This window comes from Pseudomonas sp. WOUb67 (genome assembly GCF_050058005.1).
GTDB classification, from domain to species: Bacteria; Pseudomonadota; Gammaproteobacteria; order Pseudomonadales; family Pseudomonadaceae; genus Aquipseudomonas; species Aquipseudomonas putida_R.
Genome location: NZ_CP170112.1, coordinates 3,040,852 through 3,063,701 on the forward strand (window position 1 = coordinate 3,040,852; position 22,850 = coordinate 3,063,701).

General features: G+C 61.8%; 24 protein-coding genes and 2 tRNA genes. 12 read left to right on the forward strand and 14 right to left on the reverse strand.

Annotated features, from left to right (window positions below):
* Positions 1 to 32 precede the first annotated feature (32 nt).
* From galU to ABOC32_RS13755, 5 genes are all read left to right on the forward strand, one after another.
* On the forward strand, positions 33 to 872 hold the full coding sequence (gene galU / locus ABOC32_RS13735) for a UTP--glucose-1-phosphate uridylyltransferase GalU (protein WP_043199596.1): 840 nt from the start codon (positions 33 to 35) through the stop codon (positions 870 to 872).
* Positions 873 to 969: 97 nt separating this feature from the next.
* A complete protein-coding gene (gorA, locus tag ABOC32_RS13740; RefSeq protein WP_043199598.1) occupies positions 970 to 2,325 on the forward strand; it encodes a glutathione-disulfide reductase in 1,356 nt (451 codons plus the stop codon).
* Between the two features lie 303 nt (positions 2,326 to 2,628).
* Positions 2,629 to 3,192, forward strand: a complete 564-nt coding sequence (gene ahpC / locus ABOC32_RS13745) for an alkyl hydroperoxide reductase subunit C (protein WP_004375926.1) — start codon at positions 2,629 to 2,631, stop codon at positions 3,190 to 3,192.
* A gap of 125 nt (positions 3,193 to 3,317) precedes the next feature.
* Positions 3,318 to 4,880 (forward strand): alkyl hydroperoxide reductase subunit F, encoded by a 1,563-nt coding sequence (gene ahpF, locus ABOC32_RS13750; RefSeq protein WP_426811403.1) that lies wholly within the window; start codon positions 3,318 to 3,320, stop codon positions 4,878 to 4,880.
* 167 nt (positions 4,881 to 5,047) lie between these two features.
* The gene (locus ABOC32_RS13755; RefSeq protein WP_043199601.1) at positions 5,048 to 5,236 is read left to right on the forward strand and encodes a hypothetical protein; all 189 of its coding nucleotides are present in this window, start codon (positions 5,048 to 5,050) and stop codon (positions 5,234 to 5,236) included.
* 4 nt (positions 5,237 to 5,240) lie between these two features.
* Here the strand turns inward: ABOC32_RS13755 and ABOC32_RS13760 are convergent, their stop codons facing one another.
* The 3 genes from ABOC32_RS13760 to nhaR all read right to left on the reverse strand — a co-directional run bounded on the left by ABOC32_RS13760 (position 5,241) and on the right by nhaR (position 8,399).
* Positions 5,241 to 5,888 carry a YceH family protein gene (locus tag ABOC32_RS13760; protein WP_426811404.1) on the reverse strand — a complete coding sequence of 216 codons (648 nt, stop codon included), beginning with the start codon at positions 5,886 to 5,888 and terminating at the stop codon, positions 5,241 to 5,243.
* Positions 5,889 to 6,068: 180 nt separating this feature from the next.
* On the reverse strand, positions 6,069 to 7,280 hold the full coding sequence (gene sstT, locus ABOC32_RS13765; protein ID WP_426811405.1) for a serine/threonine transporter SstT: 1,212 nt from the start codon (positions 7,278 to 7,280) through the stop codon (positions 6,069 to 6,071).
* 225 nt (positions 7,281 to 7,505) lie between these two features.
* Positions 7,506 to 8,399, reverse strand: coding sequence for a transcriptional activator NhaR (gene nhaR / locus ABOC32_RS13770; protein WP_426811406.1), 894 nt, complete (start codon positions 8,397 to 8,399; stop codon positions 7,506 to 7,508).
* 131 nt (positions 8,400 to 8,530) lie between these two features.
* Here nhaR and ABOC32_RS13775 point away from each other — a divergent pair, with 131 nt between their 5' ends.
* Positions 8,531 to 8,770: a hypothetical protein gene (locus ABOC32_RS13775; RefSeq protein ID WP_086977599.1), complete on the forward strand. Its 240-nt coding sequence runs from the start codon at positions 8,531 to 8,533 to the stop codon at positions 8,768 to 8,770.
* A 29-nt stretch (positions 8,771 to 8,799) separates the two neighbouring features.
* The gene (locus ABOC32_RS13780) at positions 8,800 to 9,552 is read left to right on the forward strand and encodes a TerC family protein (RefSeq protein ID WP_086977597.1); all 753 of its coding nucleotides are present in this window, start codon (positions 8,800 to 8,802) and stop codon (positions 9,550 to 9,552) included.
* A 47-nt stretch (positions 9,553 to 9,599) separates the two neighbouring features.
* Here the strand turns inward: ABOC32_RS13780 and ABOC32_RS13785 are convergent, their stop codons facing one another.
* Positions 9,600 to 9,776 carry a hypothetical protein gene (locus tag ABOC32_RS13785; RefSeq protein WP_176393894.1) on the reverse strand — a complete coding sequence of 59 codons (177 nt, stop codon included), beginning with the start codon at positions 9,774 to 9,776 and terminating at the stop codon, positions 9,600 to 9,602.
* Positions 9,777 to 9,941: 165 nt separating this feature from the next.
* Here ABOC32_RS13785 and ABOC32_RS13790 point away from each other — a divergent pair, with 165 nt between their 5' ends.
* Entirely contained in the window at positions 9,942 to 10,676 is a 735-nt protein-coding gene (locus ABOC32_RS13790) for a peptidase C39 family protein (RefSeq protein ID WP_426811407.1), read from the forward strand.
* A gap of 103 nt (positions 10,677 to 10,779) precedes the next feature.
* Here the strand turns inward: ABOC32_RS13790 and ABOC32_RS13795 are convergent, their stop codons facing one another.
* Complete coding sequence (locus ABOC32_RS13795) at positions 10,780 to 12,063, reverse strand: NAD(P)/FAD-dependent oxidoreductase (protein ID WP_063425598.1); 1,284 nt, start codon at positions 12,061 to 12,063, stop codon at positions 10,780 to 10,782.
* Positions 12,064 to 12,266: 203 nt separating this feature from the next.
* Here ABOC32_RS13795 and ABOC32_RS13800 point away from each other — a divergent pair.
* A tRNA-Val gene (locus tag ABOC32_RS13800) sits at positions 12,267 to 12,343 on the forward strand.
* 169 nt (positions 12,344 to 12,512) lie between these two features.
* Positions 12,513 to 12,589 (forward strand) — tRNA-Val (locus ABOC32_RS13805).
* Between the two features lie 46 nt (positions 12,590 to 12,635).
* Here ABOC32_RS13805 and ABOC32_RS13810 read toward each other — a convergent pair.
* The 4 genes from ABOC32_RS13810 to ABOC32_RS13825 are packed head-to-tail and all read right to left on the reverse strand — an operon-like array spanning position 12,636 to position 16,311.
* The gene (locus tag ABOC32_RS13810; RefSeq protein WP_426811408.1) at positions 12,636 to 13,916 is read right to left on the reverse strand and encodes a TRAP transporter large permease; all 1,281 of its coding nucleotides are present in this window, start codon (positions 13,914 to 13,916) and stop codon (positions 12,636 to 12,638) included.
* A complete protein-coding gene (locus ABOC32_RS13815; protein WP_426811409.1) occupies positions 13,910 to 14,515 on the reverse strand; it encodes a TRAP transporter small permease subunit in 606 nt (201 codons plus the stop codon). The genes ABOC32_RS13810 and ABOC32_RS13815 overlap by 7 nt, the downstream gene beginning before the upstream one ends.
* A 25-nt stretch (positions 14,516 to 14,540) precedes the next feature.
* Positions 14,541 to 15,590: a TRAP transporter substrate-binding protein gene (locus ABOC32_RS13820; protein WP_426811410.1), complete on the reverse strand. Its 1,050-nt coding sequence runs from the start codon at positions 15,588 to 15,590 to the stop codon at positions 14,541 to 14,543.
* 49 nt (positions 15,591 to 15,639) lie between these two features.
* A complete protein-coding gene (locus ABOC32_RS13825) occupies positions 15,640 to 16,311 on the reverse strand; it encodes an RraA family protein (RefSeq protein ID WP_426811411.1) in 672 nt (223 codons plus the stop codon).
* Between the two features lie 112 nt (positions 16,312 to 16,423).
* Here ABOC32_RS13825 and ABOC32_RS13830 point away from each other — a divergent pair, with 112 nt between their 5' ends.
* A complete protein-coding gene (locus ABOC32_RS13830; protein ID WP_426811412.1) occupies positions 16,424 to 17,323 on the forward strand; it encodes a LysR family transcriptional regulator in 900 nt (299 codons plus the stop codon).
* A 28-nt stretch (positions 17,324 to 17,351) separates the two neighbouring features.
* Here the strand turns inward: ABOC32_RS13830 and ABOC32_RS13835 are convergent, their stop codons facing one another.
* Genes ABOC32_RS13835 through ABOC32_RS13855 form a run of 5 tightly spaced genes read right to left on the reverse strand, consistent with a single transcriptional unit; the run spans position 17,352 to position 21,849 of the window.
* A complete protein-coding gene (locus tag ABOC32_RS13835) occupies positions 17,352 to 18,152 on the reverse strand; it encodes an HpcH/HpaI aldolase family protein (protein ID WP_426811413.1) in 801 nt (266 codons plus the stop codon).
* Positions 18,153 to 18,169: 17 nt separating this feature from the next.
* Positions 18,170 to 18,973: a carbon-nitrogen hydrolase family protein gene (locus ABOC32_RS13840; RefSeq protein ID WP_426811414.1), complete on the reverse strand. Its 804-nt coding sequence runs from the start codon at positions 18,971 to 18,973 to the stop codon at positions 18,170 to 18,172.
* A gap of 52 nt (positions 18,974 to 19,025) precedes the next feature.
* On the reverse strand, positions 19,026 to 20,021 hold the full coding sequence (locus tag ABOC32_RS13845) for a TRAP transporter substrate-binding protein (protein WP_426811415.1): 996 nt from the start codon (positions 20,019 to 20,021) through the stop codon (positions 19,026 to 19,028).
* Between the two features lie 29 nt (positions 20,022 to 20,050).
* Positions 20,051 to 21,334, reverse strand: a complete 1,284-nt coding sequence (locus ABOC32_RS13850; RefSeq protein WP_426811416.1) for a TRAP transporter large permease subunit — start codon at positions 21,332 to 21,334, stop codon at positions 20,051 to 20,053.
* Positions 21,334 to 21,849 (reverse strand): TRAP transporter small permease, encoded by a 516-nt coding sequence (locus ABOC32_RS13855; protein ID WP_426811417.1) that lies wholly within the window; start codon positions 21,847 to 21,849, stop codon positions 21,334 to 21,336. Before ABOC32_RS13855 ends, ABOC32_RS13850 begins: the two co-directional genes overlap by 1 nt.
* Before the next feature lie 329 nt (positions 21,850 to 22,178).
* Here ABOC32_RS13855 and ABOC32_RS13860 point away from each other — a divergent pair, with 329 nt between their 5' ends.
* Positions 22,179 to 22,748 (forward strand): SPOR domain-containing protein, encoded by a 570-nt coding sequence (locus ABOC32_RS13860; RefSeq protein ID WP_043199611.1) that lies wholly within the window; start codon positions 22,179 to 22,181, stop codon positions 22,746 to 22,748.
* Positions 22,749 to 22,850: the final 102 nt, after the last annotated feature.

Consider the following 22,850-nt stretch of genomic DNA (forward strand, 5'->3'; position numbering starts at 1 on the left):
TTCCACAGGCCTAGCCTTTGTTAAGGACGTATATGATCAAAAAATGCTTGTTCCCGGCGGCCGGCTACGGCACTCGCTTCCTGCCCGCTACCAAAGCCATGCCCAAGGAAATGCTGCCGGTGGTCAACAAGCCACTGATCCAGTATGGCGTTGAAGAAGCATTGGATGCCGGTCTGAAAGAAATCTCCATCGTTACCGGCCGCGGCAAGCGCGCCCTGGAAGACCATTTCGACATCAGCTACGAGCTGGAAAACCAGATCAAGGGCACCGACAAGGAAAAATACCTGGTAGGTATCCGTCGCCTGCTTGACGAGTGCTCGTTCTCCTACACCCGCCAGACCGAAATGAAAGGCCTGGGCCACGCTATTCTCACCGGCCGCCCGCTGATTGGCGACGAGCCGTTTGCAGTGGTGCTGGCGGACGACCTGTGCGTCAACCTTGACGGTGACGGCGTGCTGGCGCAGATGGTCAAGCTGTTCAAGCAATACCGCTGCTCGATCGTTGCGATCCAGGAAGTCGACCCGCAGGAAACCAACAAGTACGGCGTCATCGCCGGCGAAGAGATCCGTGACGGCATCTTCCGTGTGGACTCGATGGTCGAGAAGCCGAAGCCTGAAGATGCGCCGTCGAACCTGGCCATCATCGGCCGTTACATCCTGACCCCGGACATCTTCGAGAAGATCGAGCAGACCGAGCCGGGCAAAGGTGGCGAGATCCAGATCACCGACGCCCTGATGAAGCAAGCGGCGGAAGGTAATGTGATCGCCTACAAATTCAAAGGCCGTCGTTTCGACTGCGGTGGTGCCGAGGGTTACATCGAGGCGACCAACTTCTGCTTCGAAAACTTCTACAAGACCGGCAAGGCTTACTGATAAGCCCAGCTGGTACGAGAGCCACCCTTCGGGGTGGCTTTTTTGTTTGCGGCGGCCAACGGCGTTATGCTGGGCGCCTGCCTAGGAGACTGAATACATGGCCTACGATTTTGATCTGTTCGTGATTGGTGCCGGGTCCGGCGGTGTGCGCGCAGCGCGCTTTGCCGCGGGCTTTGGCGCAAAAGTGGCAGTGGCCGAAAGCCGCTACCTGGGGGGGACCTGCGTCAACGTCGGCTGTGTGCCGAAAAAGCTGCTGGTGTACGGCGCGCATGTCGCGGACGAACTGGAACAGGCCGCAGGTTTTGGCTGGACCCTGGAAGAAGGGCATTTCGACTGGGGCACCCTGATTGCCAACAAGAACCGCGAGATCGAGCGCCTCAACGGCATCTACCGCAACCTGCTGGTCAACAGCGGCGTGACCCTGCTGCAGGGGCACGCGCGCATGACCGGCGCCAATGAAGTGGAAGTGGAAGGCCAGCGCTACACCGCCGAGCACATCCTCATCGCTACCGGCGGCTGGCCGCAGATCCCGGACATCCCGGGCAAGGAACTGGCGATCACCTCCAATGAGGCCTTCTACCTCAAGGACCTGCCACGTCGGGTGCTGGTAGTGGGCGGTGGTTACATCGCCGTCGAGTTCGCTGGCATCTTCCAGGGCCTGGGGGCCGACACCACGCTGCTGTACCGTGGCGACCTGTTCCTGCGCGGCTTCGATGGCTCGGTGCGCACGCACCTGAAGGAAGAACTGGAAAAGCGCGGCCTCGACCTGCAGTTCAATGCCGATATCCAGCGTATCGACAAGCTTGAAGATGGCAGCCTCAAGGCCACCCTCAAGGACGGCCGCGAGCTGGTTGCAGACTGCGTGTTCTACGCCACGGGGCGGCGCCCGATGCTGGACAACCTGGGCCTGGAAAACACCGGCGTCGAGCTGGATGCGCGTGGCTACATTCGTGTCGACGAGCAGTACCAGACGACTGCGCCGTCGATCCTGGCCATTGGCGATGTGATCGGCCGTGTGCAACTGACCCCGGTGGCCCTGGCCGAAGGCATGGCCGTGGCGCGACGCCTGTTCAAGCCGGAGCAGTACCGCCCGGTGGACTACCAGAACATCCCGACGGCGGTGTTCAGCCAGCCGCCTATCGGCACTGTTGGCCTGACCGAGGAGCAGGCGCTGGAGGCCGGGCACAAGGTGCAGGTGTTCGAAAGCCGCTTCCGCGCCATGAAGCTGACCCTGACCGACATTCAGGAAAAGACCCTGATGAAGCTGGTGGTCGATGCCGAGACCGACAAGGTGCTGGGTTGCCACATGGTTGGCCCTGATGCCGGCGAGATCATCCAAGGCCTGGGCGTTGCCCTGAAGGCCGGGGCGACCAAGCAGCAGTTCGATGAAACCATCGGCGTGCACCCGACGGCGGCCGAAGAGTTCGTGACCATGCGCACAGTCACCCGCTGATATCGCTCAGTCTGCTTGCAACCTGTAGGAGCAGCCTTGTGCTGCGAAGAGGCCCTTGCTGTCACAGAACTTCTTCTGGCATTCGGGCCTCTTCGCAGCACAAGGCTGCTCCTACAGAGGGTGTGCCAACCCGGCAGGTGCTCGGTTCGCAATCCTTTGCTCAGCTTAATCCCTTCTATTAATTAACCCCGGTTATAGCCAAAACCAATCGCAAGCATGAGCTTTGCCAATGAGCCTTCAGCGGAATGATTAGTTAGGATTCTATCCATCAACTGATTCCAACCCCATGAAGGAGCGTCTCTCATGCCAATCATCAACAGCCAAGTCAAACCGTTCAACGCCACCGCCTACCACAAGGGCGAGTTCGTCCAGGTCAGCGAAGCCGACCTGAAAGGCAAGTGGTCTGTCGTGTTCTTCTACCCGGCTGACTTCACCTTCGTCTGCCCGACCGAGCTGGGTGACCTTGCCGACAACTACGCCGAGTTCCAGAAACTGGGTGTGGAAATCTACGGCGTGTCCACCGACACCCACTTCACCCACAAAGCCTGGCACGACACTTCGGACACCATCGGCAAGATCCAGTACCCGCTGATCGGTGACCCGACCCACGTCATTTCGCGCAACTTCGACGTGCTGATCGAAGAAGCCGGCCTGGCCGATCGGGGTACCTTCGTGATCAACCCGGAAGGCCAGATCAAGATCGTCGAACTGAACGACGGTGGTGTAGGCCGCGATGCTGCCGAACTGCTGCGTAAAGTGAAGGCTGCCCAGTACGTGGCCGCTCACCCAGGCGAAGTGTGCCCGGCCAAGTGGAAAGAAGGCGAAGCCACTCTGGCGCCATCGCTGGACCTGGTTGGCAAGATCTAAGGCTGTGAGCCAGTCGCGGGCGGTACTCAGCCGCCAAAGCTGAAGTTGTTACCGCCCCGTCAAACGCCCGGGCGACATCGCCTGGGCGTTTTTGTATCCGAGTTTTGAAAAAAGGAATCGCCCGTATGTTGGACGCCACGCTTAAATCGCAACTGAAAACCTACCTGGAGCGGGTCACCCAGCCGATCGAGATCGTTGCCTCCCTCGACGACGGCGCGAAGTCCCGCGAATTGCACGACCTGCTGGTGGAAATTGCCGGTTTGTCGAACCTCATTACCTTCAGCGCGGACGGTACCGATGCCCGTCGCCCGTCGTTTTCGCTGAACCGCCCGGGTAGCGACATCAGCCTGCGCTTCGCTGGCATACCCATGGGCCACGAATTCACCTCGCTGGTATTGGCGCTGCTGCAAGTCGGCGGCCACCCGTCCAAGGCCAGTGCCGAAGTGATCGAGCAGATCCAGGCGCTGGAAGGCGAGTTCACCTTCGAAACCTACTTCTCGCTGTCGTGCCAGAACTGCCCGGACGTGGTCCAGGCGCTGAACCTGATGGCGGTGCTCAACCCTAACGTGCGCCACGTTGCCATTGACGGTGCGCTGTTCCAGGACGAAGTGGAATCGCGCAAGATCATGGCGGTGCCAAGCGTCTACCTGAACGGCGAAGTGTTCGGCCAGGGCCGTATGGGCCTGGAAGAAATCCTCGGCAAGATCGACACCAATGCCGGCGCTCGCCAGGCTGAGAAGATCAACGCCAAGGACGCTTTCGATGTACTGGTAGTCGGCGGTGGCCCAGCTGGCGCAGCAGCGGCCATCTACGCCGCACGTAAAGGCATCCGCACCGGTGTCGCCGCCGAGCGCTTCGGCGGCCAGGTGCTCGATACCCTGGCCATCGAAAACTTCGTCTCGGTGCAGGAAACCGAAGGGCCGAAACTGGCCACGGCACTGGAAGAACACGTCAAGCAATACGACGTGGACATCATGAACCTGCAGCGCGGCGAAGCGCTGATTCCGGCCACCGACGGCGGCCTGCATGAAGTACGCCTGGCCGGCGGTGCGTCGCTCAAGGCCAAGACCGTAATCCTGGCCACCGGTGCCCGCTGGCGCGAAATGAACGTGCCGGGCGAGCAGGAATACCGCGGCCGCGGCGTGGCCTACTGCCCGCACTGTGACGGCCCGCTGTTCAAGGGCAAGCGCGTGGCGGTGATTGGTGGCGGCAACTCAGGCGTGGAAGCGGCCATCGACCTGGCCGGTATCGTCGCCCAGGTGACGCTGATCGAATTCGACAGCCAACTGCGTGCCGATGCGGTATTGCAACGCAAGTTGCACAGCCTGCCGAACGTGAAAGTGATCACCAGTGCGCTGACCACCGAAGTGCTGGGCAACGGCGAGAAAGTGACCGGCCTGCGCTACAAGGATCGCACCACGGATGAACAACACGATGTGGCGCTGGAAGGCATCTTCGTGCAGATCGGCCTGCTGCCGAACACTGATTGGCTGAAGGGCACCGTCGAGCTGTCGCCGCGTGGCGAGATCATCGTCGATGCCAAGGGCCAGACCAGCATCCCGGGTGTGTTTGCCGCTGGTGACGTGACTACCGTGCCGTATAAGCAGATCGTGATTGCGGTGGGTGAGGGGGCCAAGGCTTCGCTGGCGGCCTTCGATCACCTGATTCGCACTTCGGCGCCGGCGTAAGCCTGTACCGGCCTCTTCGCGGGCAAGCCCGCTCCCACAAGTACCGCACAAGTCTGAGCATTGTGTAGGCCACTGTGGGAGCGGGCTTGCCCGCGAAAGGGCCGGAACTGACAAAGCTGTACTTGAGGGTGTCTATGATTAGTGCAGACACCCTCAGGAGCTTGAACATGACCCTGATCAGCCGCGAACCCTGGTGGCTAGTCCCCCCCAAGCCCGGGCAGAAAGAGCAGGACCTGCACTGGGGCTACCTGGAAATCTACGCCGACGGCCGTACCGTGTTCGTCGACCAGCGCCCCAGTGACCGGGAGCTGGCCGAACGCAAGAGCTGCCGCAACTTCCCCGACCGCGAGCCGTGACGGCTCAGCCTTCCAGCCCGGCCAGGCGCGCCTCCAGCGCCGCGATGCGGGCTTCGAGGGCTTCGATGCGGTCTTCCGAGACACTGGCGCCACTGCTGCGCGCGCCACCTTCCTGCTGGCGTGCAGCGAGGATGACCTCGATTTCTGCCGGGTCGCCCAGGGCGTGGGTATAGCGGTCTTCACGCTGGCCGGCCTGGCGTGGCAGGTGCAAGGCCAGATCGCGCGAGATCAGGCGCTCCAGCTGGTGCTGGATCTGGTCGGTGTCGTCGAAGTCGTGCAGGCGGTTGCTGCGGGTCAGCAGTTCGTTGAGGGTTTGCGGGCCGCGCAGGAACATCAGGCCCATCAGTATCAGCTGGGCCGGCACCAGCTCCAGTGCCTTGTCCACCCGCTGTTCCCAGCGGTCGGCGCGGCTGCCCATCTGCAGGCGGGTCATTTCCTGCCCTTCAAGGGCGCGCAAGGCCTGGCCGACCTGGCCTTGGGTAAGGGTCATCACCGGCTCGCGGCTGGTCTTCTGGTTGCAGGCCAGGACCAGGGCATTGAGGGTCAGCGGGTAGCTTTCCGGGCTGGTGGCCTGCTTTTCGATCAGCGAACCGAGAATGCGGATCTCAACGCTGTTGAAGCGGCCAACACCGGCGGTTTCGTGTTCTGACATGGCCCTGTCTCATTACTGGGGAAAGGCCACTAGGGTAGGTAATGCCACCGTGTAAGGCAATTGGGGCCGCTCGCAATCCTGTGGGAGCGGGTTCACCCGCGAACACCGGCGCAGCCGGTGCCATCCACCGCGTCGCTTGATTCGCGGGTGAACCCGCTCCCACAAGCGGCCCCTTGGTCCTCAAGCGTTACGCCGCTCTTCGGCCTGGCAAGCTGCCGCAGTGAACAGCACATCGGTCGACGAATTCAGCGCTGTCTCGGCCGAATCCTGCAGCACACCGATGATGAAGCCCACCGCCACCACCTGCATGGCAATTTCACTGGGGATGCCAAACAGGCTGCACGCCAGCGGAATCAGCAGCAGCGAGCCCCCGGCCACACCCGAAGCGCCGCAGGCGCACACCGCCGCCACCACGCTGAGCAGCACGGCCGTTGGCAGGTCCACCGGGATACCCAGGGTATGCACCGCAGCCAGGGTCAGCACGGTAATGGTGATGGCCGCGCCGGCCATGTTGATGGTTGCGCCCAACGGGATCGACACCGAGTAGGTGTCTTCATGCAGGCCAAGGCGCTCCGACAGCGCCAGGTTGACCGGGATATTGGCCGCCGAGCTGCGGGTGAAGAACGCAGTGATGCCGCTTTCGCGCAGGCACAGCAGGGTCAGCGGGTAAGGGTTGCGGCGGATCTTCCAGAACACGATCAGCGGGTTCATCACCAGCGCCACGAACAGCATGCAGCCGATCAGCACAGCCAGCAGGTGCAGGTAGCCGAGCAGCGCCTGCAGGCCCGACTGGGCGAGGGTGGAGCTGACCAGGCCAAAGATGCCCAGCGGGGCGAAGCGGATGACCACGCGCACGATCAGGGTTACGCCATTGGAAAGGTCTTCGACCACGGTTCGCGTGGTTTGACCAGCATGGCGCAGGGCAACGCCCAAACCGATGGCCCAGGTCAGTATGCCGATGAAGTTGGCGTTGAGCAGGGCGTTGATCGGGTTGTCGACCGCGCTCAGCAGCAGGTTCTGCATCACCTCGGAGATGCCGCCCGGCGCGCTCAGCGTTGCCTCACCAGCGCTCAGCACCAGATTGGACGGGAACAGCATGCTGGCGACCACGGCCACCACCGCTGCGGCGAAAGTGCCCAGCAGGTACAGCCAGAGGATCGGGCGGATATGGGTTTCCTGGCCGTGGCGGTGGTTGGCGATAGAGGCCATGACCAGCACGAACACCAGCACGGGCGCCACGGCCTTCAGGGCACTGACGAATACCTTGCCGAGGAAGGCCAGGTCGCGGGCGATGGCGGGCGCGAGTAGGGCAAGGGCGATGCCGGCGAGCAGGCCGATGACGATCTGTGTCACCAGGCTGGTACGGTTGAGGAGGCGAAGGAGGGGGGTCATGTGCTGCGGTATCTCGGAATCTGGAAAGGTCGGACTTTACCATAGAGGCTTGTAGGGCATGTCTGGCCTTGTGCGGACAGGCTGATGCAATACCTGTAGGAGCAGCCTTGTGCTGCGAAGAGGCCATTACTGCCACCTATTTGCTTTAGCCATGCAGGCCCTTTCGCAGCGCAAGGCTGCTCCTACAGGTTCAGTGCATGGCTTGAGTCAATCAGGCCTTGATGGCTACCAGTGAAACAACTCCCGACGCGCCCCCTCGGTAATCGCCACGATCCCCGGGTGCTTGACCTTGCGTTCCACCGAAATGGCATAGAACGACTCGTGCACGGCCTCGGTCTGGCCGATCAGCGTCACGCCATACTGGCGGCATACTTCTTCGGCGATCACGCTGGGGGCAACGAAAATGCCGCTGCCCGACTGGCCAAACGCCTGCATCAGCGCACTGTCATCGAATTCGCCCACAATGCGCGGCTGCACCTGTTGCTCACCCAGCCACCGCAGCAGGCGGCTGCGCACCACGGTTTCCTGGCCGGGAACCAGCAGCGGGGCGTCCTGCAGGCAGGCGGGGAAGGGGCCGTCCAGGCGTTGCGCCAGCGCCGGCGTGGCGAAGAAGCTCAGCCCGCACTCACCCAGCTTCTGGCTGTAGCCCTTGATGTCCAGGTTGCCGGGCATGGGGCTGTCGGAAATCACCAGGTCCAGGCGCTGGATGGCCAGGTCGGCCAGCAACCGCTCAAGTTTGTCTTCGCGGCAGTTGATGCGCAGCACCTCATCCAGCTCCATGGTCGGTGCCAGCAGGCGGTAGACGATGGATTTGGGCACCACGTCGGCCACCCCCACGCGGAACAGGATCTGCTCCTGGGGGCCGGCGCGCAGCATGGCTTCCAGCTCGCCGCCGATCTGGAACATCTGCTCTGCATATACCAGCGCCTGGCGGCCGGTCTCGGTCAGCTCCAGCTGCCGGCCGGCGCGCTGGAACAGTTCCAGGCCGTAGGTTTGCTCGAACAGGCTAATCTGCCCGCTGATGGTTTGCGGAGTAAGGTTCAGTTGTTCGCTGGCGCGGGTAATGCTGCCTGTCTTGGCCACGGCCCAGAAGTAATGCAGCTGGCGATAGTTGAGCACCGTCGGTCGTCCCGATTCGTAAAAACCGAAGTATACGCCATGAAAATACGAATTTTCCTGAACTATCAGCGTCTCTAGAATGCACCGCATCAGGCGCCATGCGCCGACGGGATATTTCAAGCGAGGACACCATGCTGCAACTCAAATCCATCGGTACCCCATTGGTGCTGGCGTTGGCCCTGTTCACCCTGGCAGGTTGCGATCAGGCCGAGAAATCCGCCCAGCAGATGCTCGACCAGGCCGCGCAGTCGGCCAAGCAGGCCATCGACGACACCAACAAGGCCGCTCAGCAGGCGTTGAACGAGGCCATCGGCGGCGAAGGGCAAAAGCCTGAAGAAGCCGACAAGAAAAAAGACACCCAGGAAATCTGACCCTAAACCGCCGCTGCAGGATTTGAACAATGGAATACTTGCTGGAACTCGCCGCTAGCCCCACCGCCTGGGTTGCCCTGGCTACGCTGGTCGCCATGGAAGTTGTACTGGGCATCGACAACCTGATCTTCATCTCCATCCTGACCAACAAACTGCCCGTGGAGTACCGCTCCAAGGCACGGCGTATCGGTATCAGCATGGCGTTGGTCATGCGCCTGGCCTTGCTCAGCACGGTGGCCTGGATCGTACAGCTGACCGACCCGGTGTTCGAAGTGTTCGGAAACGCCTTCTCCTGGAAGGACGTGATCCTGATTGCCGGTGGCCTGTTCCTGCTGTGGAAGGCGACCAAGGAAATCCACGAAAGCGTTGACCCGCACGGTGCCAAGGAAGAAGCCAAGGTCGGTTCGACCATTACCCTGGGCTTTGCTGCGGCAATCTTCCAGATCCTGTTGCTGGACATCGTCTTCTCGGTCGACAGCATCATCACCGCCGTGGGCATGACCGAGCACTTGCCGATCATGATCATTGCCGTGATCACGGCAGTCATTGTCATGATGGTGGCCGCCGACCCGCTGGCCAACTTCATCAATGACAACCCGACGGTGGTCATGCTGGCCCTGGGCTTCCTGATCATGATCGGCATGACGCTGATCGCCGAAGGTTTTGGCGCTCATGTACCGAAGGGGTATGTGTATGCGGCAATGGCGTTCTCGACTGTGATCGAGATGCTCAACATCTTTGCCCGGCGGGCGCGCATGAAACGTGAGGCGGCTGAAGGTTGATGTAAAAAGGCGGGGCGCATTGCGCCCCGTTCGCGTTTTCTGAAGTCTTAATGCACTCCGGCTGGTCGCCGTGCCCGGCGCACAGGTTGTGGCTTGGCAGGGGCCTGCGGTGGCAGGTGGTGGTGGGAATGGCGCCGCACGATACGCAGTACACCCCACAGCATGGCGGCTGCAACGCTTAGCCACATGCCTACCAGCATGAGAATTGCCATGGTCAGGCTCATCTGTGCCTCCATCTCTACGGCAAGCGCTCGATTGGCCAGCCTTGCCTTCCAGACACTGCTTTAGTCTAGCCCTTCGCCTGTGACGTTCCATCGAACAAAGGTCTATCTCTTGGTCCGATTCGCTCCAAGCCGCTGTCGGACTATACCCGCGCCGCTGTCGGACCTATGATCGGTGGTCAGAGCCGGGCGCTGCCTGCCTGGCGTTGGAACAAGCGAGTGTCCATGCAGCAACATTCCTTCAAGTCTGCCCCCCGTCGGCTGCTGGCGGCCTGCCTGATGGCCGTCACCCTGGCGGGCTGTGCCAGCGCACCTCCCGCCAGCCTCAAGGGCCTGCCGCAGCGGGTCGAGATCAGCAGCGTGCCGTTCTACCGTGGCAACGCCAACCACAGCGGTGCCATGGCGCTGGCAGCAGTGTTGTCGCAACAGGGAGCGCCCATCACGCCGGGCCTGCTGGACAAACCGTTGAACCTGCCGCAGGGCGCCGAAGCCCTGGACACTGGCATCCCTCGTGTGGCGCGGGACTATGGCATGGTGGTGTACCCGTTGGACAAACAACTGGACGCACTGCTGGCCCAGGTGGCGGCGGGCAACCCGGTGCTGTTGCGTTACGAGGAGGGTTCGGCCTGGTGGAGTGAACCACGCTATGCAGTGCTGATTGGCTATGACCGCTACAAGCAGCGTGTACTGCTGCGCTCGGGCATGCACCGGCGGCAGGTGATGGCGTTCGATGACTTTGCGTCGGCGTGGGCGAAGCAGGGGAGTTGGGCCGTGCTGGTGCAGCCACCGCGGCAGTTGCCGGCCCAGGTGGATCGTCAGCGCTGGTTGAAGGCTGCGGATGAACTGGCCAGGGCGGGGCAGGAGATCGCTGCGAAGCAGGCTGTGAATAGCCTGAACAAATAGCGTTGCCTGTGCCGGCCCTTTCGCGGGTAAACCCGCTCCCACAATGTACCGCGAGGTACCTGTAGGAGCGGGTTTACCCGCGAAGAGGCCAGGCCTGCTTACATCAGAAGCCCAGACGATCGCGCAGGCTGTAGTACCAGGCGCCAATGGCGCTGAACGGCACGCGCAGCATCTGGCCACCCGGGAACGGGTAGTGCGGCAGGCCGGCGAAGGCGTCGAAACGCTCAGCCTGGCCGCGCAGGGCCTCGGCCAGCACTTTGCCCGCCAGGTGGGTGTAGGTCACGCCGTGGCCCGAGCAACCCTGCGAGTAGTAGATGTTGTCGCCGATACGGCCGACCTGCGGCAGGCGCGACAGGGTCAGCAGGAAGTTGCCGGTCCAGGCGTAGTCGATCTTCACGTTCTTCAGCTGCGGGAAGGCCTTGATCATCTTCGGACGAATGATCGCCTCGATGTTGGCCGGGTCACGCGCGCCGTACACCACGCCACCGCCGAAGATCAGGCGCTTGTCGCTGGTCAGGCGGTAGTAGTCGAGCAGGTAGTTGCAGTCCTCGACGCAGTAATCCTGCGGCAGCAGGGTGCGCGCCAGTTCCTCGCCCAGTGGTTCGGTGGTGATCACCTGGGTACCGCATGGCATGGATTTGGCGGCCAGTTCCGGCACCAGGTTGCCCAGGTAGGCGTTGCCGGCGACGATGATGAACTTGGCGCGCACCTTGCCTTGTGGGGTGTGCACGACCGGGTTGGCACCGCGCTCGATGCGGATTGCCGGGGTTTGCTCATAGATGATGCCGCCCAGCGACTCGACCGCAGCAGCTTCACCCAGGGCCAGGTTCAGTGGGTGGATGTGGCCGCCGCTCATGTCCAGCATGCCGCCGATATAGCTGTCGCACGCGACCACTTCACGGATGCGCTTCTGGTCCATCAGCTCGAGCTGGTTGTGGCCGAAGCGTTCCCACAGGCGCTTTTGCGACTCCAGGTGGCCCATCTGCTTGCTGGTGATGGCGGCGAACACGCCACCGTCTTTCAGGTCGCACTGGATGTTGTACTTGGCCACGCGCTCACGAATGATGCGCCCGCCTTCGAAGGCCATGTGGCCCAGCAGTTGTGCTTCCTTGGGGCCGACGGTGCGTTCGATGACGTCGATGTCGCGGCTGTAGCTGTTGACGATCTGGCCGCCGTTGCGGCCCGATGCGCCGAAGCCGACCTTGGCCGCTTCGACGATGCTCACCTTGAAGCCGTTCTCCAGCAGGAACAGGGCGCTGGAAAGGCCGGTGTAGCCGGCACCGATGATGCACACATCGGTTTCCACCTCACCCTGCAGCGCCGGACGTGGCGGCACCGGGTTGGCCGAGGCGGCGTAGTAGGACTGGGGGTAGGGGGTGTTAGCCATGCTGCAGGAACCTCGTGTTTTATATTTTTAACGAATGTACCGATGCTATCAATAATAATAAACACCCGCTAGTCGTCTGATGAAAATCCTTTACGGCGGACCTGCCAGCGCCTCTCTATATAAAGAGTTTAAGATTCAGTAGGTTAGCTCGAAAAAAAGTGTTGACAGGGTTTCTGGAATGCGTAGAATGCGCACCACACGACAGGCACATAGCTCAGTTGGTTAGAGCACCACCTTGACATGGTGGGGGTCGTTGGTTCGAGTCCAATTGTGCCTACCAAATCGAAAAAGGGGTGATCCGAAAGGGTCATCCTTTTTTTCATTGTCCATTTCGCGGGCATCGAAACCGCGGTATGGGCAGGCAGCGCTCACATTCGAAAGTTTTTGATTTTTCTCAAAAAAAAGCTTTACAGGTACGCATCGGATCACTAATATGCGCACCACACGACAGGCACATAGCTCAGTTGGTTAGAGCACCACCTTGACATGGTGGGGGTCGTTGGTTCGAGTCCAATTGTGCCTACCAAATCTAAAAAGGGCGATCAGAAATGATCGCCCTTTTTATTTGTCCGCTAGAAAGCCGAGGGCAGCCACAGTGCCAGCTGTGGAAAGGCGATCAGCAAGCCTATCAACGCCAGCAACGCCAGGCAGAACGGTAGCGCTCCGTACACTACGTCCATGAAATTGCCGCGGCCACGGATACTTTGCACCACGAACAGGTTCATGCCGAACGGTGGGGTAATCTGGCCCATTTCGCACAGCACGATCAGCACCACCCCGAACCATAGCGGGTCGAAGCCCAGGGTGACGACGATCGGTACGATCAATGGCGCAGTGGTGATCAGCATCGCCAGGGTGTCCATGAAGCAGCCCAGCACGATGTAGAACAGGATGATCGCCAGCAGTGTGGCCATGGGCGACAGGTTCAACTCGCGGATGAAGTTGAACAAGAGGGTGGTCAGCCCGATGGACGCCAGGACGAAATTGAGAAAGAACGCCGACAGGGTGATGAAGATGATCATGCCGGTGGTACGCAGCGTGGCTTCGAACGCCTGGCCCAGGCTCTGCCAGGTGAAGGCCCGGCGCCATAGCCCCAGGCCCAGGGCACTGAGCACTCCCAGTGCCGCCGACTCGCTGGCGGTGGCAAAACCGCTGTAGATCGAGCCGATCACCAGGATGAAGATCGCCAAGGGCGGCAGCAGGTCGGGGATGCAGGCCAGGCGTTCTGCCCAGCGCGTGTGTTCTTTGCGCCCACCCAGTTGCGGGCGCACCAGGCAGGCCAGCACGATCAGCGTGACGAACAGCAGGCTGAGGATGATGCTGGGAATGGTCGCGGCCAGGTACAGTTTGGGCACCGAGACGTTGGCGATCAGGGCGAACAGGATCATGTTGATGGACGGTGGAATCAGGATGCCCAGCGTGCCACCTGCGGCGATCGAACCCAGGAACAACGGGGCGTTGTAGCCTTTGCGCTCCTGCTCCGGGATGGCCAGGGTGGAAATGGTGGCGGCAGTTGCAACGCTGGAGCCGCTGGTGGTGGCAAACAGTGCGCTGGCACCGATATTGGAGTTCATCAACCCGCCCGGCAGCCATGACAGCCACTTTTCCACTGCCTGATACATGCGCCCAGCCACGCCCGAGCATACCAGCAGTTCACCCATCAGGATGTACAGGGGGATAGCCACCAGCAGGAACTCGGCGCTGGTGTTCCAGGCGATTTCGCCCATGGCATTGCTCAACGGCAGGGTCGAGAACAGTTTTGACAATGACATCCCCAGCAAGCCGACGCTGACAGCAGCGGCCACGCTCAGTGCCAACAAGGCCAGCAGCAAAAGGAGGGTGATGCTCAGCATGGCTTGTGCCCTTTGGCGATGGTGGTGACTGGGTGAAGTTCTTCCGCGATTTCTTCCTCGACCGTGTTGATGCCGATCAGCGCGCTGGCGGCCCCCCAGCGCCCGTGCAACAGATGGCCAGCGCAGGCCACCGCCAGGCTGAGCAGGGTCAGGGCGAAGAAAACGTAGCCGGCAAACCAGATGGATTGCGGTATCCATTGCGGCACTTGCAACGGCGTGTTGGACACCGAGCGGTACTCGATGGAGTCCCAGAGCACATTCCAGGCGTGGTAGGCCAGGGTGCTCACCAGCAAGGCCATGCAGGCCAGGGCGAACACGTCCAGGGCCACCCGTGGCTTGAGGCCAAGGCGCGCATACAGGATGTCGACACGGATATGCGAGCGCTTGAGCAAGGTGACCGGGAATGCCCAGGCACTGGTGATTGCCAGCATGTAGCCGGCGATTTCGTCTGCCCCGCCGATGGATACGCCCAGGGTCTTGCGCAAGATCAGGTCGATGCCAATCAGCAAGGCGCAGGCGAGCAGGGCAAAGCCACCGAACCAGGTGCTGGCCTTTGCAATGGCGGTGATGGCTGCCATACCGGAACGGGCCGTATTCATGGGTGAACTCTCCGGGAAAAATGGCTCATGGGGTGAGGCGTACGCCGACGGCACGGCCGACGGTTGCATTCCAGTGCGCAACACAGGGGGCGCCGCAGCGTTTGCCCCAATCGTTGGCAATTCGCAACGCAGCCTCACGCACCGCCTGTTTTTCCTGCTGGTCAGGTGCCGAGGCAATCATGTGCGCGGGTTGGTGGATCTGGCAGTCGGGGCTGCCGACATTGCAAGCCATGGCATAGCGGTTTTCTCGGGCGGTCTCCTGCCACAAGGCATCCTCCAGCACCTGCGACTGTGTCTGCAGCAATTGCTGAACCTGCGGCGGCAGTTGCTGCCAGCGCTTGAGGCCAATGCCGTAGAAGCCGATTGACCAGTCCACCGGCAGGTCGTAGAGATAGCCGGCGACGTCGTACCATTTGGCCGCGTTGCCAGAGCCGATGCCGGTGATGGCGCAGTCGATGACCCCGGTCTGCATGGCGGTGACCACTTCGGCAAAGGGCAGGGTCACAGGCGCCGCGCCCAGGGCCTTGACCAACTCGGCCATGTTGCGCCCGCGAGTACGGACTTTCCGGCCTTTGAGGTCGGCCAGCGTTGGCACGGGGGCGCGGCAGAAGAACACCTGGGCGGTATACGGCACGGTGGCCAGCAGCTTGATGCCATGGCGCTCGGCCATGCGCTGCGCCAGCACCGGCTTGTAGGCGTTCGAAAGGGTGCGTGCGGTGTCGATATCGGCGGCCATGCCCGGCAGGTCGATGCCTTCGAACGTAGCATCGTCACCCGCGACGAAAGCGAACACACCCATGCCGATGTCCACCGCACCAAACCTCATCAGGCGAATGATCTCGGGGCCCTTGAGGCCGCTCTCTGAAAGCCCCAGCAGCTGCGCGCTGACCTTGCCGCCGGAGGCGGCGGGCAAGGTGCGGGCCCAGAACGGCTGTTCGACCGCGCGGAACGTGTAGTTGTGGCTGCCGCCACCGATCACGTTGAAACGGATTTCAGGATAGCCCTGCGCGTGTGCGGGCGGGCTGCCCAGAAACGCAGAAAAGGCCAATGCAATGAACGCGGCGCTTGGTTTCACGGTAGTCCTCTTGTTGTTGTCAGGGAGCTACTTCGAAAGAGGGCTGGCGCTAATCACGCGGGCGGGTGGCCGCCTCGATGGTTGACCGCGAGCCGACAATATCGGGAAACTTCTCACCCTTGGCCAACCGGGCCAGGGTGTTCTTTTCGTTGCGCTGGAAGTCGATGGCGCGTTGCGCCAGTTCGATCACCTGGCCCGGCCGCAGGAACACGATGCCGTTTTCGTCTGCCACCACGGCATCGCCCGGGCGCACGATGACCCCGCCGCACTGGATGTCAGTGCAAAACTCGCCCTCCTGCCCGATCACCCGCGTGGTGATGGCGCTGGCACCGCGTGACCACACCGGCACGCCATGCTCGCGCAATTCGCCAAGGTCGGTGACGTAACCGTCGACGATGATCCCCGCTACTCCGGCCTGTTTGGCGGCGTAGGCCATGGCCCCTCCCAGTGCGGCGGTGATGCGTTCGCCGCAGCGGTCCACCACCAGGAAATCGCCGGGGCGGGCGCAGCCCATGGCGTAGTGCAGGATACCGCCGTCATTGCCGGGCATGCGCACGGTAATGGCCGTGCCCACTGCTCGCACATTCTGCAAGTGCGCCTTGATTTCGGGGCTGGGGATGCCATGGGTAATGAAATGGCCGATGGTTGCCGGTTCGGCGTCGACCAATATTTCAAGTTCATGAGCGGTAACCGGAGTAGGCAGTGCTTCGATGATATACATAGGGAGTTGTTGTTATACCGGATGCTTTTTCGAAGGGTTTCGGTCATCCTAACAAGCGCCCTGAACGGTCGATAATAAAAATCCGTAAGCAGTACCCGGAGCAGTTTTTATCATGCGTATTACGCTGATGCAGATCGAGGCATTTTACTGGACCGCCCGCCTGGGTGGTGTGCACGCAGCCTCTCGCCATCTTCATCTGACGCAACCGGCGGTGTCCGCGCGGATCAAGGAAATGGAATCGTTGCTGAGCGTCAAGCTGTTCGACCGCAGCAAGCAGCGCATGAGCCTGACCGCCGATGGCCACACGGCCTTGCGCCATGCCGAGCTGGTGCTGAACAACAGCACGCAGCTGGAACAGTTTGCCGCCCAGCAGAAGCAACACCGGCGCCTGAGACTGGGCGCAGACGAGTGTTCGGCCATGGTCGGGCTGACGGCGGTGATCAGTGAAATAAAGGCGCACTTCCCGGAAATTACCCTGGAAATCACCATCGACGTGGGGGCTGCGCTCAACCGCAAACTGAACGATCACGAACTGGACATCGCCTTGCTGACCAATCCGGCCACGCGTGAGGATGTGACCGATGTGTTCCTTGGCTGGATGACCTTTCAGTGGGTAGCGGCGCGGCATTTGGTGATTGCCGAAGGGCCGTTCCTGCCGCAGCACGCCCGGCAGTATTCGATTGTCACCCACAGTGCGCCGTCGACACTGTATTCAGTGGTGGATCGCTGGTTGAAGGAAAGCGGCTCGGCGAGCCAGGCTTTTCACTCCAGCAATTCACTGGCTTTTATTGCGAAGATGGTATCGGCGGGGCATGCCATCGGGATCTTGCCGGTGCCGTTGATTCGCGACATGTTGGCAGTGGATATGTTGAAGACATTGCCTTGCGATCCGCCGATACCGCCCGCGAAGTTCTGCCTTTCCTACCTGACCGAACGCCCGGACATGCAACTTGGCGAGCTGGTGTCGATTATCCGGGCAACGCTGGTCAAGCAGAACTTTTTGGTGGATTGATTGCGGCTAAAGGGGGCGTACCCGCGGTTCAGGTCAGCGCCTGTTTTACCGCCGCAATGTGCTGCCCGGCCTGGTTGAGCCAGGACAGGTCACTGCCCATCAGCAGCATGTCGCTGCCCATGTCCAGCAGCCGCCCGGCGGTGACCCGGTCGGCTGGAAAGCACGGCACCATCACCTTGATCGCGCGGGCGTGGCATTTCTCGATAAGCAATTGCAGGCGCTGTAGCACTTCTGGGTTGCCCAGGCGGTAGTCGACCGGCAACCCGCGCGACAATGAGTAGTCGGCCGGCCCGAAGTGCACCGCATCGATCCCTTCTACATCGAGAATCTCATCGATGTTGTCGAAGAATTCGTAGCTTTCGGCCATGGGCACGATCACGCTGCGGGCGTTTTCTGCCTGGGTATAGCGCGCCCAGTCGAAGCCCGGCCCGGCGAACCCGGCCGAGCGCACCGAACTGTCGCCGCCGCGGCGGCCCAAGGGCGGAAATTTGCTGTAGTGGATGATCTGGCGCATCTGCGTGGCATTGTGCACCTGCGGCACGATTACCCCGGCAGCGCCCATCTCCAGGGCTTTGCGGATGTCCCATTCCAGTGTGCCACGCACCCGGACCAGGCTGGGGATGGCGGCGCTGCTGGCCGCCAGCAGCAGTTTTTCCATGTCGCGGTCCACGCCCAGCGCAGTGTGCTCGGCGTCGATGAAGACAAAGTCCAGCCCCCAGTTGCCAGCCACCTCGATGGCCATGCAGGCAGTGCTGTAGATATTCATGCCAAAGGTTGTGCCGCGGGCCATGCGCGCCTTCAGCAACGTGTGTGTGGTGCTCTGGTTCATGCGTGATGTCCCCTTGGTCAGATGCGATAGGTTTCGGGCAGCCGGTCGCGGAACGGGTGCACTTCAAACACGCCCGGGTCGCGGATCAGCGATTTGTTGCGGGCCTTGGCCAAGTCGATCTCGACGCTGTACACGCCATCTTCCAGCCCGGCGCGTACCAGGGTTTTGCCGGACGGCTCGATGATGTGGCTGGTGCCGATGAACTGCATGCCTTCGTCCATGTCGTTGCGGTTGGGGGCCACGAAATACACCATGTTTTCGGCGGCGCGCACGGTGCTGAATATGTCCGGCAGCATGCGGGCCTGCTCTGGCCATGCCGCCGGCAGCACGACGATGTCGGCACCTTCCAGGGCCAGGGTGCGGACCACTTCGGGGAAGCGGATTTCATAGCAGATGGCCAGGCCGATGCGGCCAATCTCGGTGTCGAACACCGGCGGTGCCCACTCGCTGGGGCGGTCGGTAAAGCGGTCGCCGATCATGAACGGCAGGTGGCGCTTGCGGTGCAGGCCGATGATGCCCTGCGGGCCGATGAGTGCGGCGGTGTTGTACACCGAGGTGGCGTGCCGCTCGTAAAAGCCGACGACGATCAGGATGCCGGTTTGTGCCGATGCTTCCAGCAGCGGCGCCAGGGTGTCGAGGGTGATGGCGCCACGCTCGAGGTCTTCGCGGCTGTCGAAGGCACCGCCGGTGATCAGGCATTCGGCAAAGGCGATCAGGCGCGAGCCTTCGGCCGCGGTCTGGCGCGCCAGTGTGGCGACTTTGTCGACGGTAAGGGCCGGGTTGCCGGCCACCGGATGAATCTGGGCTACGGAGATTTTCATGCTGTTCCTTGATGGCATTCGAAAGGCGCCGCAGTGCGCGGCGCGGTTGGCGTCACTGCGGCTGGTAGCCCACGGCCTGGTAGACCTTGCTGACCAGTTCCGGGTTGATCTGCGCGGCGTACTTGTCGACCACGGGGCGGATCCTGGCCTGGATCCGCGCCACCTCTTCGGCCGGCAGTTCGTTGACCTGCATGCCCGCACCTTGCAGTTCGGCGATGGCCTTGCTGTCCGCCTCGCGGGAAATGCGCCGTTGCTCCAGGCGTACCTCCTGGGCGACCTCGCTCAGCAGTTGCTGCTCGTCCTTGTTGAGGGTGTCCCAGAAGGGCTTGCTGATAAGCACTATCTGCGGGTTGTAGTTGTGTCGGGTCAGGCTCAGGTATTTCTGCACCTCGTTGAAGCGCGAGGCAAGAATCAGCGCGGCCGGGTTTTCCTGGCCGTCCACGGTGCCGGTCTCCAGGGCTGTGTGCACTTCGGTGAAGGGCAGCGGCGTCGGGTTGGCCCCCAGTGCTGCCCACACGTCGAGGAACAGCGGCGATTGCTGGGCACGAATTTTCAGCCCGGCGATGTCCTCGAGCTTTTGCACCGGTCGCGCATTGTTGGTCAGGTTGCGCTCGCCCAGTTCCCAGAACGCCAGGCCTACCAGGTCCTTCGCGGGCAACTGGTCGGTGAGGATCTTGCCCACCTCGCCATCGAGCATGGCATCGACCTTGGCGGTGTCGGTGTACAGGAACGGGAAGTCGAGGATGCCAAAGTCGGTCACATGGTTGAGCATCAGCCCGGCGTTCCAGGTCATCATTTCCACCACGCCGCCCTGCAGCGACGACAGCACCTGCACATCGCCACCCAGCACGCCGTTGGGGAAGGTGCGGACCTTGATCTTGCCATCGCTGCGCTCCTGCACCTTCTTGGCAAACAGTTCCATGCCGATCGCTGGCGGCGTGCCCTTGGGGCTGGTGGCGGCAAACTTGATGACGCGGGCGTTGTAGTCGGCGGCCATGCTCAAGCTGCTGGACAGCAACAGGGCGGCGATGACGGCGAGTTTTTTCATGGTGGGTACCTTTCTTTTTATTGGAGGAATCAATGCCCGAACCACTGGGCCGGGACGGTGACCAGTTCGGGGAAGATGACCAGCAGGAACAGCACGATGATTTCGGCGATCAGGAACGGGAAGGTCCCTTTGAGCAGCGCCTCGTAGCGCATGCGGCCAATGCCGCAGACCACATTCAGCACCGTGCCCACGGGCGGAGTGATCAGGCCGATCGAGCAATTGATCATGAACAGCACACCGAAGTAGATCGGGTCGATATTCGCGGCGGTCACTACTGGTACCAGGATCGGCGCAAGCAGCAGCACGGTGGGGGTGAGGTCCATGACCATGGAGATCACCAGGATCAGCAGCATTAGCACCACGATCAGCAGGCGCGGGTTGTCCATCACCGGCTGGATCAGGTCGATGATCTGCCCGGGGATATCAGCGATGGTGATCATCCATGCGGGAATCGAGGCGGCAGCAACCAGGAACATGACCGCTGCGGTGGTCTTGCCGGCGCGCAGCAGCAGTTCGTTGAGCGACTTGAGGCTGAGCTCGCGGTAGATCAGCGACGACACCAGCAGTGCATAGACACTGGCCACCGCACCGGCCTCGGTGGGCGTGACCACGCCGAAGCGCAGGCCGACCACGATGATCACGGGCAGCATCAGCGCCCAGAAGCTGTCGACCAGAGCCTTGAGGCGTTCCTTGCCACTGGCCTTGGGGCTCAGTTCGACGTCGCTGTTGCGCCGCGATACAAGCCACCAGGCCACTACCAGGGCGGCGGCGATCATAAGCCCCGGGGCGATGCCGGCCAGGAACAGCTTGGTAATCGAAAGCCCCGAAGCCACCCCAAGTACCACGAAGCCAATGCTGGGCGGGATGATCGAGCCGAGTACTGATACCGAAGCGATCAACCCCCCGGAACGGTCACGGTTATAGCCGGCGATGACCATCATCGGCAGCAGCAGGGCAGTCAGGGAGGCGGCGTCGGCCAGCGCCGATCCGGACAGGCTCGATAGCAAGACGCCGGCAAAGATGGTGACATAGCCCAACCCCCCGCGCAGGTGGCCGACCAGCGTGATAGCCAGCTTGATGATGCGTTTGGACAAGCCGCCGCTGTTCATCACCTCGCCTGCGATGATGAACAGCGGGATGGCCAGCAGCGGGAAGCTACCGGCAGAGTTGATGATGTTCTGCGCGATGATCTGGCCATCGAACAGGCCCAGCAACCACATCAGCGCCACACCGCAAAGGATCAGGGCATAGGCGATGGGGGCGCCGATCAGGATGGCGGCCATCAGCACGCCGACGAAAACAGACAGGGCCATTACTCGACTGCTCCATCATTTACCGAAGGTTCGGCCTGGGTGGGCATGGGCAGGGTGCCCATGAGGTTCCTGGCCAGCTGTGTGCAAATCAGCAGTGCGCTGAAGACGGAGAAGACCAGCCCCGCGCCATGGAACAGCGCCATTGAAATGCCCGTGGAGGGCGCGCCGACATGCAGGTTGATCAGGGTTTGCTTCCAGCTGCCGTCCATGAACAGCCAGGTGACGTAGAGCATCAGCACTTGGGTCAGCGCCAGCAGGCCGCGGGCTACACCGGGCGAGACGCGGCGCGTGACGATGTCGACGCCGATGTGGCCGTTTTCGTGCAGCATCAACTGCGCCCCGGCGAACACCAGCCAGACAAACGCCAGGCGGGAGATTTCTTCGCTGAAAAACAACCCCGAGTTGAAGCCGTAGCGCAGAACCACGTTTGTGAAAATCAGGCAGGTGATGCCTACCAGGCATGCCACTACCAGTGTCTTGAGGATGAGGAAATAGCCGTCGACCAGGGTTTTCATGGCGCCTCCTGGGGCAGGGCTGCCCAGGGAGCGCCAAAAGCGCCCGGTGCGATTATGCGGACGGGAGCATCCACCTGTATGTGTGATCGGGACATGGGTTCACCTTTATTATTATTCGACATACGTCGTCGTATGACTGCCCGGATTCTTCAACAAATGCCCGCTTTGCGCTGCCTCAAGTTTTTTATCAGGGGGATAAGGAATAGCGATCAGCGCCGCTGCCAGCGAATGTCATCCGATGACTTGGTTGCAAGGTGTAACGTATGGTCGCGGTTCTTGCGCAGGGCCGGCGTGCTAGAATCCGCGCCTTCGAAACTGGAGGTACACGCGTGCGCAAACTGGCTGTGGTAATGGCAGTGCTCGCCCTGGCGGGCTGTGAGAACGAGGTCGAAGGCGTGCACAAGCAGGTGGCCGAACACCTGCACAACCCCAAGACCGCCAAGTTCGGCAACGTGCGGATCGACACCCAGGGCACCATCTGCGGCCAGGTCCGCGGCAAGGACGATGCCGGGCAGTACGAAGCCTACCGCAGCTACGTGGCCATCAAGCGCGACGGCCAGTACGACATCATCGTCGACGACAACGGCAACAACCTGCGCATCCGCGAAGTGTGCGGCGGCGCCGACCTGCAGCGCCGTGCCGATGCACTGGCTGGCCAGCCGGCACCAGAAGGCTGGGATGTGGAAGTGATCCAGGGTGCCAACATGGGCGCACTGAGCGACATGACCGCACGGCTGATCGAAAAGGGCATCCCGTCTTCGGTGGAATACCGCAACGGCAAGCCGGTGGTGCTGATGGGGCCGTTCCCTACCCGTGAAGAAGCGCAAGCGCGCAAGGACGAAGTGATGGCCAAGCTGGGCACCGATTCGGTGGTCATCCAGCACGGCGCAACTCGCTAAGCCCGAGGCCACGGGTGGGAGCCCGGAACCTTTGCAGGACTTGTGGGAGCGGGCATGCCCGCGAAGAACCCGGCGCGGTGGATGGCACGGGCTTCGCCCGTG

Excerpts from the sequence above, each read along its gene's own strand:
- ABOC32_RS13790 (WP_426811407.1), top strand. The coding sequence starts at position 9,942 with ATGATCGGTGGTCAGAGCCGGGCGCTGCCTGCCTGGCGTTGGAACAAG.
- ABOC32_RS13755 (WP_043199601.1), top strand. The coding sequence starts at position 5,048 with ATGACCCTGATCAGCCGCGAACCCTGGTGGCTAGTCCCCCCCAAGCCC.
- ABOC32_RS13760 (WP_426811404.1), bottom strand. The coding sequence starts at position 5,888 with ATGTCAGAACACGAAACCGCCGGTGTTGGCCGCTTCAACAGCGTTGAG.
- ABOC32_RS13835 (WP_426811413.1), bottom strand. The coding sequence starts at position 18,152 with ATGAACCAGAGCACCACACACACGTTGCTGAAGGCGCGCATGGCCCGC.
- ABOC32_RS13830 (WP_426811412.1), top strand. The coding sequence starts at position 16,424 with ATGCGTATTACGCTGATGCAGATCGAGGCATTTTACTGGACCGCCCGC.
- ABOC32_RS13845 (WP_426811415.1), bottom strand. The coding sequence starts at position 20,021 with ATGAAAAAACTCGCCGTCATCGCCGCCCTGTTGCTGTCCAGCAGCTTG.
- ahpC (WP_004375926.1), top strand. The coding sequence starts at position 2,629 with ATGCCAATCATCAACAGCCAAGTCAAACCGTTCAACGCCACCGCCTAC.
- ABOC32_RS13850 (WP_426811416.1), bottom strand. The coding sequence starts at position 21,334 with ATGGCCCTGTCTGTTTTCGTCGGCGTGCTGATGGCCGCCATCCTGATC.
- galU (WP_043199596.1), top strand. The coding sequence starts at position 33 with ATGATCAAAAAATGCTTGTTCCCGGCGGCCGGCTACGGCACTCGCTTC.
- ABOC32_RS13785 (WP_176393894.1), bottom strand. The coding sequence starts at position 9,776 with ATGAGCCTGACCATGGCAATTCTCATGCTGGTAGGCATGTGGCTAAGC.
- gorA (WP_043199598.1), top strand. The coding sequence starts at position 970 with ATGGCCTACGATTTTGATCTGTTCGTGATTGGTGCCGGGTCCGGCGGT.
- ABOC32_RS13780 (WP_086977597.1), top strand. The coding sequence starts at position 8,800 with ATGGAATACTTGCTGGAACTCGCCGCTAGCCCCACCGCCTGGGTTGCC.
- ABOC32_RS13795 (WP_063425598.1), bottom strand. The coding sequence starts at position 12,063 with ATGGCTAACACCCCCTACCCCCAGTCCTACTACGCCGCCTCGGCCAAC.
- sstT (WP_426811405.1), bottom strand. The coding sequence starts at position 7,280 with ATGACCCCCCTCCTTCGCCTCCTCAACCGTACCAGCCTGGTGACACAG.
- ABOC32_RS13810 (WP_426811408.1), bottom strand. The coding sequence starts at position 13,916 with ATGCTGAGCATCACCCTCCTTTTGCTGCTGGCCTTGTTGGCACTGAGC.
- ABOC32_RS13815 (WP_426811409.1), bottom strand. The coding sequence starts at position 14,515 with ATGAATACGGCCCGTTCCGGTATGGCAGCCATCACCGCCATTGCAAAG.
- ABOC32_RS13840 (WP_426811414.1), bottom strand. The coding sequence starts at position 18,973 with ATGAAAATCTCCGTAGCCCAGATTCATCCGGTGGCCGGCAACCCGGCC.
- ABOC32_RS13855 (WP_426811417.1), bottom strand. The coding sequence starts at position 21,849 with ATGAAAACCCTGGTCGACGGCTATTTCCTCATCCTCAAGACACTGGTA.
- ABOC32_RS13775 (WP_086977599.1), top strand. The coding sequence starts at position 8,531 with ATGCTGCAACTCAAATCCATCGGTACCCCATTGGTGCTGGCGTTGGCC.
- ABOC32_RS13825 (WP_426811411.1), bottom strand. The coding sequence starts at position 16,311 with ATGTATATCATCGAAGCACTGCCTACTCCGGTTACCGCTCATGAACTT.
- ahpF (WP_426811403.1), top strand. The coding sequence starts at position 3,318 with ATGTTGGACGCCACGCTTAAATCGCAACTGAAAACCTACCTGGAGCGG.